Here is a 7,002-nt window from a genome sequence, read left to right on the forward strand (position 1 = left end):
CGCGACCCTCGGGAAGCGTACGCTGAGGTCCCTGTAGCTCACGGTGCGCGTTCGCTCCCCGCGCGGGCGCACCACCGTGGCAGGGGGTATGGCATGGGGCACCGGAGTGCGCACAGCAGAAGGACGCTCTTCGAACGGGAGAGTGAACTCGCCGCCGTGGACGAGGCGTTGGGCGAGCTGACAGGTCTGCGCACGGACGGCGGCGAACCGGGTGACCGCCCACGCGGTGCCCTGCTCGCCTTCGCGGGACGGGCCGGCATCGGCAAGACCACCCTCCTCACCGAAGTGCGCCGCCGGGCCGCGGCACAGGGCTGCACCGTGCTGTCCGCACGCGGCGGCGACCAGGAGCAGCGCGTCGCCTTCCACGTCGCCCGACAGCTGCTGCAACCGCAGTTCGCCGGTTCGGCCGACGCCGATCTCCGTACCGCGCTGGGGAGTTGGTACGACATCGTCGGCCCCGCCCTCGGCCTGTGCGCCCCCACCGAAGGCTCCCCGCCCGACCAGCAGGGGCTGCGTGACGGCCTCGACTGGGTGCTCACCCACCTCGCGGTCAACCGTGCCCCGATGGTCCTCGTCCTCGACGACGCGCACTGGGCCGACCCCGAATCCCTGGGCTGGCTGGCCGCGTTCGCACCCCGCGCCGAGCAACTCCCGCTGCTGGTCGTGGTCGCCTACCGCCCCGACGAACTCCCCGACCACGCCGAGTCGTTCAGGGGACTGCCCGGCCGGGCCGGTGGACGCCCCCTCGATCTCGAACCGCTCAGCGTCGCGGCCGTAGCCGACCTGGTGCGGGAGACGCTCGGCGAGCACGCCGACGACGCGTTCTGCCACGAGTGCTGGGCCGTCACCGCCGGGAACCCGTTCGAGGCCGTCGAACTCGCCGCCAAGATCCACGACCGCGGCCTGAACCCCACCGAGGCCGGGGCCCACCAACTGCGCGATCTCGCCGCCGCCGTCAAGGGCAGCGGCCTCACCACCCGCCTCGAACGCCTCGGCACCTCGACCGTCCGCTTCGCCTGGGCCTGCGCGGTCCTCGGCACCGAACCCCATCCGATGCTCGCCGCCGCCGTCGCCGGACTCGGTCACGAGGAGGCCGCCGACGCCGTCGACGCACTGCGCGGCGCCCGCATCCTCACCGGCACACTCACCGCCGCGGGCACCCTCGAATTCGTCCACCCGCTCATCGCCGCCGCCGTCTACCGGGCCATCCCCGCCGGCGTCCGCGTGGCCCTGCACGGCCAGGCCGCCTGGTGCGTCATCAACGACGGCCAGGGCCCCTCCGCCGCCGCCCGCCACCTCATGGAGACCCACCCCGACGGCGACAACTCGGTGGTTCAGCAACTCCGCGCGGCAGCCGGCGAGACCCTGCGCGCGGGCGCCCCCGACACGGCCCGCAGCTACCTCGCCCGCGCCCTGCGCGAACCCCCGCCCTTCGACGACCGGGCCGCCGTCCTGTACGAACTGGGCAGCGCCTCCCTGCTCACCGAACCGGCGACCACCGTCAACCACCTTCGGGCCGCCCTCGAAGAGCCGATCAGCGACGCCGGCCTGCGGCAGAACATCGTCTACCGCCTCTCCCAGGTCCTCGCCCACAGCGACCGCCTCGCCGAGGCCTCCGACACCCTCGCCCGCGAGATCCGCGTCACCGGCGACGCCCGGGTCAAACTGCGCATGCTCTCCGAGCAGTTCATGTGGGACGCCTTCCGCGCCGACGAACCCGACCACCCCTCGCGCTCACGCCGCCTCACCAAACTCGCCGACCGCCTCAAGGGCCGCGACCTCACCGAGCGGTACATCATCGGCCTGCGCACCTGGGACGCCGTACTCCGTGGTGAACCCGCACATGTGGCCCTGCACCATGCCGAGCGCGCGTTGGCTGGTGGCCTCGGCTGGGCGGAGGCCGACCGCGGCTTCGAGGTGCCGGTGCTGGTCGCCCTCACCTTCATGTACTGCGACCGGCCGGGCCGCGCGGAGGAACTCTTCGCCACCGGCATCGCCGACTTCGAACAACAGGGCTGGCGCGGCGCGCACCTGTCCTTCGGCTACACCTTCCTCGGCTACCTCCGCTACCGGCGCGGCCGCCTCGCCGAGGCCGAGGACTTCGCCCGCGCGGGCCTGCGCCTCGCCGAACGCGTCGGACCCGGCACCCCTGTCTACTGGTACGGCACCGGCATCCTCATCGAGGTCCTGCTGGCCCGCGGCCGGGTCGCGGAAGCCGTACAACTCGCCGAGGACCACGCCTTCGCGGAGCCCTTCCCGGCCGCCGTCGTCTTCCCGGACGCCCAGACCGTGTACGGCGAACTGCTCCTGGCGCGCGGCCTCGCCAAGGAAGCGGCCGCCGAACTCGCCGCCGCCGGCCGCCGCCTGGACCCGCGCGGCATCCGCAACCCCGCCTGGTGCCCCTGGCAGCTCCACCTCGCCCGCGCCGAACGCCACGACACCCCCGAGCGTGCCGTCGCCACCGCCCACGAAGCGGTCGCCCGCGCCCGCCAGTTCGGCACCCCGTCCGCCATCGGCCAGGCCCTCCGCATCGCCGCCGAGGTCTCCTCCGGCTCGGCCCGCGCCAAACTCCTGGAAGAGTCCGTCACCCACCTCGAACGCTCCCCGGCCGCCTACGAGTTGGCCTGCGCCCTCGTCGCCCTCGGCACCGAACTCCGCCGGGTAGGCAGGTCCAAAGAGGCAGGTGACTACCTCTACCGAGGCCTGGACGCAGCCGTCCAATGCGGCGCCGACGGCCTGGCGGACACGACCCGCGCCGAACTGGCAGCAGCGGGCCTACGCCCCCGCCGCCTCCACAGCACGGAGACCGACACCCTCACGACCCAGGAACGCGCCGCCGCGACCCTGGCCGCCCAAGGCCACACGGACGCAGAGATAGCCGTAGAACTCCACACAGACGAACAAACGGCAGTACGCCTGCTCTCAGCGGTCTGCAGAAAGGTCGGCACAGAACGCACGGGCTTGGAAACGGCACTGTTCAAACCCGCGTAAGGCCGATCCCCCCAGGGGCGCGAGGAACTGCGCGCTCAGCCCCCACGCACCCGCACCCGACAACGCCCCCGGAACCCACGTGACCTCGCGCACATCGCCGAACGGCACCGCGTACCATTGCGACATGTCGTTCCTCCGCCGCCGCAGCGCCACCCCCGCCGGCCCCGAATTCGATGTGCTGGCCATGGACCCGGGCGACTGGCCCGGCAACCTGGGTGCCGGTCTGCTGCCCGCGCCCGATGGCAGCTGCCAGGGCGTGTTCCTGCGGTACGACCTGTTCGGCGGCCGCGGCCCCGCGATGGTCATCGGCAATCTGCCGGAGGGCTCCCCGGCCCGTGACGTCGCCGAGGACGAGATCCCGTTCGAGGTCGCGCAACTGCTCCTCGCGCTGGAGAACGACGAGGAGGTGACCGTCGTAGGCACCGAGGACATGCCGGTGATGCAGGGCGACAACCTGCTGATCGTGCGCCGCCTCAAGCTCTCCGAGAGCCGGATCTCCTGCGTCCAGTTCGACCGCAGCGACAACGTCCTGGTCACCATCGCCGCATGGGACCGCCCCATCACGGACGACCTCTACGCCCTGCTGAAACCGCTCCCGGCGGAACTGTTCCAGCAGGGCTGAGGCGACCGCCTACCGGCCGGAACGTTCCACCGTCACGTCGGCGGCACGCACGAACTCCACGCGGTGGCCGTACTGGATCTCGTAGTAGAGATCCTTTCCTACGACGACCTTGTGCGAGTCGGTGGTGAAGGTGACCGCGTAGTAGTACTCGCCGGGCACCTTGTCACCGACCACGTACTTCTGGCCCTTGAGCAGCTTGTACGGCAGAGGGGACACCGCCTGGGCGGGCACTCCTGTCGGATAGGCCGAGGCTTCCGGGTAGGCGCGGCCGTACACCGGGACGCTGTCCACGCCTTCCTTCGGCGTCACCACCAGACCGGCCGCCTTCACCGCGGTGGGCTGCTTCTTCGGGTTCTTGAACCAGGCCTCCTGACCCAGGTACCAGATCGCGGTCCAGTCCCCGGAGCGGTCGGCCACCGCGTACTGCTGCCCGGTGGACACCCGTGAGGAGAGGTCGTTGACCCCGGTGGTCGGGGTCGTCCCGAGGCCGATGTCCTTGATCAGGGGGTAGGTCTCGCCGGGACCGGAGTACAGCCTGACCTCGCTCGACCCGTGCACCGCGCACGGCTGGCCTGCGGTGGCGCAGCCCGTGTACACCGGCTGGTTGGTGGCGTAGTCGGGGCGGATCGTCACCAGGCCGCCGCCCTTCTTCGCGGTCTGCTCGACCGGGTGGCCCAGCAGGTCGAAGTAGTGGGCCCAGTCCCAGTACGGGCCCGGGTCCGTGTGCATCCCGGGAACCGTGGACGTGGTCGGGCCCGGCACGTTGTCGTGACCGAGGATGTGCTGCCGGTCCAGCGGGATGCCGTACTTCTTCGTCAGGTACGTCACCAGCCGTGCCGACGAGCGGTACATCGCCTCCGTGTACCAGGCGTCCGGCGCGGCGAGGAAGCCCTCGTGCTCGATGCCGATCGACTTGGCGTTGATGTACCAGTTGCCCGCGTGCCAGGCCACGTCCTTGGCCTTCACATGCTGGGCGATGAGACCGTCGGTGGAGCGGATCGTGTAGTTCCACGACACATAGGTGGGGTCCTGGACCAGGTTCAGGACACCGGCCCACTGGCCTTCCGTGTCATGGATGACGATGTACTTGATGCTCTGCGACGCGGGCCGGTCGCCCAGGTCGTGGTTGCCGTAGTCGTTGTCCCCGAACTGGGAGTACGGCGCCGGGATCCACTCGCAGGACACCTTCTTGGGGCATTCGGTGCCGTCGGCGGAGACCGTGCGCAGGCCGGTCTGCCCCAGCTGCGCGGTGTCCGGCGCGAGGTCCGGCCGGGCGGCCAGCGTGACCTGCTGCCCGGCGTCCGTGGTGCGCGCCTCGCCGGTGTGGATCACGTCGTAGACATCGTTGGCATACGCGGCCGCCGTCGCCGTGTCGTCCGCGCCGGAGAAGCGCGCGATCGCGCCGTACCAGTCGGCCGGGTCCGCGCTCAGCGACTCACCGAGGTTCTTCTGGGCGTCGGCCAGCAGTGCGGCACCGCCGGCCACATTGGCGGTCCCGTCGGTACGCAGGTCGGTCGCCGGAAGGCCGGTCAGCTCGGCCGCCTTCGTCAACGTCCTGAGCCGGGCCGGGAGTTGGGACTCCGCCGGGATCTGCGCGGTGGGATGCAGGGCGGTGCGGGCGCTGTCGCCGCGGGGGTCCTCGGAGCCCTCGCTCAGGTGCTCCGTCGCGGCGAGGGCGGTGCGGGCGTCCGTGAGGTGCATCGGGCCGTAGCCGCCGGTCACGCTCGGTGCTCCGCCGTGCGTGTCCCAGCGGGACTGGAGGTAGGAGACGGCCAGCAGAACCGTCTGCGGCACGTGGTACTCGGCGGACGCCGACGCGAACGCCCGCTGGAGGGTGGTGGCGGAGGAGCCGGTGGCGCTCTCCGAGGGGGCCGCGCCCAGCAGGGGCAGCAGCAGGGCGGCGGTGGCGAGCGCGCCGGCGGACCGGCGCGCGCGTCTGTGTCCGGGAGAGCGGGTGGGGTCGGTCGAGGATCCTCGCAATGCAGCCTCCTGGGACGGTGGGATTGTCATGAACCGTGCGGGGCCGGGCGTGCGTCAGTGGTACCGGCTGGCCGACGATCCGTCAATCATGCCCAGAGGAAGGCGATTTCCCATGTCAACGGGGGATGCGAGGAGTTTCGTGGCGGCGGCATCCGGGCCTGCGGGGCGTCAGTGGAGTACACCAATGGGCGAGCCACATACGAGCCATATATGGGGGCGCCATATATGGCTGAGACACACGAAGGTCCGCGGTGCGCCGCTGCAGGGCGCATCGCGGACCTTCGTCCCCGTCAGCGAGTGCCGACCGCCGCACGCACGGCCCGGCGGGCCATCTGGCAGTCGTCGTGCAGCCGCCTCAGCAGCAGCCGTTGTTCCTCGCCGGACGGCGCAGCACCCGGGTGGGCCACCACTCCCGGTGCCGCCGGGGTCGAGTCGTGCATCGAACGCTGGACGGCCATCTCGTAGGTGCGGATCTCCCGGGTCAGCACCAGCATCAGGTTGACCAGGAAGGCGTCTCGCGAAGCGGGTCCCGCCGACTGCGCGATCTGACTGATCTGCCGCCGGGCCACCGGCGCGTCCCCGAGAACCGCCCACAGCGTCGCCAGGTCGTAGCCCGGCAGGTACCAGCCCGCGTGCTCCCAGTCCACCAGCACTGGACCGGCCGGTGAGAGGAGGATGTTGGACAGCAGGGCGTCGCCGTGACAGAACTGGCCCATCCCGCCGCGGCCCGCCGAGTGCGCGATGCCGTGCAGCAGCTTCTGGAGGTCGCCCATGTCCCGGTCGGTGAGCAGCCCCAGCTCGTGGAAGCGGGAGATACGGGCCGCGTAGTCCAGCGGGGCGTCGAACGTGCCCGCCGGCGGCCGCCAGGCGTTGAGCCGGCAGATCGCGCCGAGGGCCGCCCGGATGTCGGCCCGCGGCGGGGCCTCCGCCGGATGCCGGTGCAGCGCCGCCACCCGGCCGGGCATCCGCTCGATGACGAGCGTGCAGTTGTCCGGGTCCGCGGCGATCAGGCGCGGTACGCGCACCGGCGGGCGGTGCCGGACGAACGAGCGGTAGGCCGCTATTTCATGCCGGATCCGCTCGGCCCACGCGGGGGAGTGGTCCAGTAAACACTTCGCGACCGCCGTGCTGCGTCCGGTCGTTCCGACCAGGAGCACGGAGCGTCCGTTGCGGCGTAGCACCTGCACCGGAGCGAACTCCGGACAGATCCGGTGCACCGACGCGATCGCCGTACGCAGCTGGGCGCCCTGAGGGCCGGACAAGTCGAGTCTCCCGCTGAGCGGTTGGGTTCCGAGACCCGGAACGCGCCGCGGCCTGCCCGCACCGAGCACGGGGCCGGCCGCCGGCCGCGCCGGGTCGAGGTAGGGGCCGCCGGCGCCCGGGCGGGGGTGCAGCGACCGGGGCGGGGC

The 7,002-nt window shown here is 71.9% G+C and carries 4 protein-coding genes; 2 read left to right on the forward strand and 2 right to left on the reverse strand.

Annotation, left to right across the window (positions count from 1 at the left end; all coding sequences use genetic code 11):
• Window positions 1-93 precede the first annotated feature (93 nt).
• Together ACNFOC_RS04885 and ACNFOC_RS04890 are read left to right on the forward strand one after the other, a co-directional pair.
• Window positions 94-2,991, forward strand: a complete 2,898-nt coding sequence (locus ACNFOC_RS04885; RefSeq protein WP_416956916.1) for an ATP-binding protein — start codon at window positions 94-96, stop codon at window positions 2,989-2,991.
• Window positions 2,992-3,115: 124 nt separating this feature from the next.
• Window positions 3,116-3,613, forward strand: coding sequence for a hypothetical protein (locus ACNFOC_RS04890; protein ID WP_406130777.1), 498 nt, complete (start codon window positions 3,116-3,118; stop codon window positions 3,611-3,613).
• Between the two features lie 9 nt (window positions 3,614-3,622).
• Here ACNFOC_RS04890 and ACNFOC_RS04895 read toward each other — a convergent pair whose 3' ends face one another.
• Together ACNFOC_RS04895 and ACNFOC_RS04900 are read right to left on the reverse strand one after the other, a co-directional pair.
• A complete protein-coding gene (locus tag ACNFOC_RS04895; RefSeq protein ID WP_416956918.1) occupies window positions 3,623-5,593 on the reverse strand; it encodes an N-acetylmuramoyl-L-alanine amidase in 1,971 nt (656 codons plus the stop codon).
• A 290-nt stretch (window positions 5,594-5,883) separates the two neighbouring features.
• Window positions 5,884-7,002: aminoglycoside phosphotransferase family protein (locus ACNFOC_RS04900; RefSeq protein ID WP_416956920.1), on the reverse strand; the 1,119-nt coding region annotated here is incomplete at its 5' end.

The sequence above is a fragment of the Streptomyces colwelliae genome (assembly GCF_048158785.1).
In the GTDB taxonomy this organism is placed as follows: Bacteria; Actinomycetota; Actinomycetes; order Streptomycetales; family Streptomycetaceae; genus Streptomyces.

What these genes read in the sequence shown, in the direction of transcription:
- ACNFOC_RS04885 (WP_416956916.1), top strand. Translation starts at nt 94, where the DNA reads ATGGGGCACCGGAGTGCGCACAGCAGAAGGACGCTCTTCGAACGGGAG.
- ACNFOC_RS04890 (WP_406130777.1), top strand. Translation starts at nt 3,116, where the DNA reads ATGTCGTTCCTCCGCCGCCGCAGCGCCACCCCCGCCGGCCCCGAATTC.